Here is a 2784-nt window from a genome sequence, read left to right on the forward strand (position 1 = left end):
TGTGAACTCGAAGAGTAGGGCGGGACACGTGGTATCCTGTCTGAATATGGGGGGACCATCCTCCAAGGCTAAATACTCCTGACTGACCGATAGTGAACCAGTACCGTGAGGGAAAGGCGAAAAGAACCCCGGCGAGGGGAGTGAAAAAGAACCTGAAACCGTGTACGTACAAGCAGTGGGAGCACCTTCGTGGTGTGACTGCGTACCTTTTGTATAATGGGTCAGCGACTTATATTCTGTAGCAAGGTTAACCGTATAGGGGAGCCGAAGGGAAACCGAGTCTTAACTGGGCGTTAAGTTGCAGGGTATAGACCCGAAACCCGGTGATCTAGCCATGGGCAGGTTGAAGGTTGGGTAACACTAACTGGAGGACCGAACCGACTAATGTTGAAAAATTAGCGGATGACTTGTGGCTGGGGGTGAAAGGCCAATCAAACCGGGAGATAGCTGGTTCTCCCCGAAAGCTATTTAGGTAGCGCCTCGTGAACTCATCTTCGGGGGTAGAGCACTGTTTCGGCTAGGGGGCCATCCCGGCTTACCAACCCGATGCAAACTACGAATACCGAAGAATGTTATCACGGGAGACACACGGCGGGTGCTAACGTCCGTCGTGAAGAGGGAAACAACCCAGACCGCCAGCTAAGGTCCCAAAGTCATGGTTAAGTGGGAAACGATGTGGGAAGGCACAGACAGCCAGGATGTTGGCTTAGAAGCAGCCATCATTTAAAGAAAGCGTAATAGCTCACTGGTCGAGTCGGCCTGCGCGGAAGATGTAACGGGGCTAAACCATGCACCGAAGCTGCGGCAGCGACGCTTANGTCGGCCTGCGCGGAAGATGTAACGGGGCTAAACCATGCACCGAAGCTGCGGCAGCGACGCTTATGCGTTGTTGGGTAGGGGAGCGTTCTGTAAGCCGTTGAAGGTGTCCTGTGAGGGGTGCTGGAGGTATCAGAAGTGCGAATGCTGACATAAGTAACGATAAAGCGGGTGAAAAGCCCGCTCGCCGGAAGACCAAGGGTTCCTGTCCAACGTTAATCGGGGCAGGGTGAGTCGACCCCTAAGGCGAGGCCGAAAGGCGTAGTCGATGGGAAACAGGTTAATATTCCTGTACTTGGTGTTACTGCGAAGGGGGGACGGAGAAGGCTATGTTAGCCGGGCGACGGTTGTCCCGGTTTAAGCATGTAGGCGGAACGATTAGGTAAATCCGGTCGTTTATTAACGCTGAGGTGTGATGACGAGGCACTACGGTGCTGAAGTAACAAATGCCCTGCTTCCAGGAAAAGCCTCTAAGCATCAGGTAACACGAAATCGTACCCCAAACCGACACAGGTGGTCANGGTTCCAGGTAAATCCGGTACCTTTTAACGCTGAGGTGTGATGACGAGGCACTACGGTGCTGAAGTAACAAATGCCCTGCTTCCAGGAAAAGCCTCTAAGCATCAGGTAACACGAAATCGTACCCCAAACCGACACAGGTGGTCAGGTAGAGAATACCAAGGCGCTTGAGAGAACTCGGGTGAAGGAACTAGGCAAAATGGTGCCGTAACTTCGGGAGAAGGCACGCTGATATGTAGGTGAAGCCCCTGCGGGTGGAGCTGAAATCAGTCGAAGATACCAGCTGGCTGCAACTGTTTATTAAAAACACAGCACTGTGCAAACACGAAAGTGGACGTATACGGTGTGACGCCTGCCCGGTGCCGGAAGGTTAATTGATGGGGTTAGCGGCAACGCGAAGCTCTTGATCGAAGCCCCGGTAAACGGCGGCCGTAACTATAACGGTCCTAAGGTAGCGAAATTCCTTGTCGGGTAAGTTCCGACCTGCACGAATGGCGTAATGATGGCCAGGCTGTCTCCACCCGAGACTCAGTGAAATTGAACTCGCTGTGAAGATGCAGTGTACCCGCGGCAAGACGGAAAGACCCCGTGAACCTTTACTATAGCTTGACACTGAACACTGGTCCTTGATGTGTAGGATAGGTGGGAGGCTTTGAAGCGTGGACGCCAGTCTGCGTGGAGCCGTCCTTGAAATACCACCCTTTAATGGCTGGTGTTCTAACGTAGACCCGTAATCCGGGTTGCGGACAGTGTCTGGTGGGTAGTTTGACTGGGGCGGTCTCCTCCCAAAGAGTAACGGAGGAGCACGAAGGTTAGCTAATCCTGGTCGGACATCAGGAGGTTAGTGCAATGGCATAAGCTAGCTTGACTGCGAGAGTGACGGCTCGAGCAGGTGCGAAAGCAGGTCATAGTGATCCGGTGGTTCTGAATGGAAGGGCCATCGCTCAACGGATAAAAGGTACTCCGGGGATAACAGGCTGATACCGCCCAAGAGTTCATATCGACGGCGGTGTTTGGCACCTCGATGTCGGCTCATCACATCCTGGGGCTGAAGTAGGTCCCAAGGGTATGGCTGTTCGCCATTTAAAGTGGTACGCGAGCTGGGTTTAGAACGTCGTGAGACAGTTCGGTCCCTATCTGCCGTGGGCGCTGGAGAATTGAGGGGGGCTGCTCCTAGTACGAGAGGACCGGAGTGGACGCATCACTGGTGTTCGGGTTGTCATGCCAATGGCACTGCCCGGTAGCTAAATGCGGAAAAGATAAGTGCTGAAAGCATCTAAGCACGAAACTTGCCCCGAGATGAGTTCTCCCTGACCCTTTAAGGGTCCTGAAGGAACGTTGAAGACGACGACGTTGATAGGTCGGGTGTGTAAGCGCAGCGATGCGTTGAGCTAACCGATACTAATGAACCGTGAGGCTTAACCTTACAACGCCGAAGCTGTTTCGGCG

1 rRNA gene is annotated in these 2784 nt (G+C 53.4%); it reads left to right on the forward strand.

The features are described 5' to 3' along the window. A 23S ribosomal RNA gene (locus SPG90_RS22310) occupies nucleotides 1–2761 on the forward strand; the annotation flags it as partial. Between the last annotated feature and the right edge of the window lie 23 nt (nucleotides 2762–2784).

It is taken from the genome of Enterobacter sp. D2 (assembly GCF_034427575.1).
GTDB classification, from domain to species: Bacteria; Pseudomonadota; Gammaproteobacteria; order Enterobacterales; family Enterobacteriaceae; genus Enterobacter; species Enterobacter cloacae_M.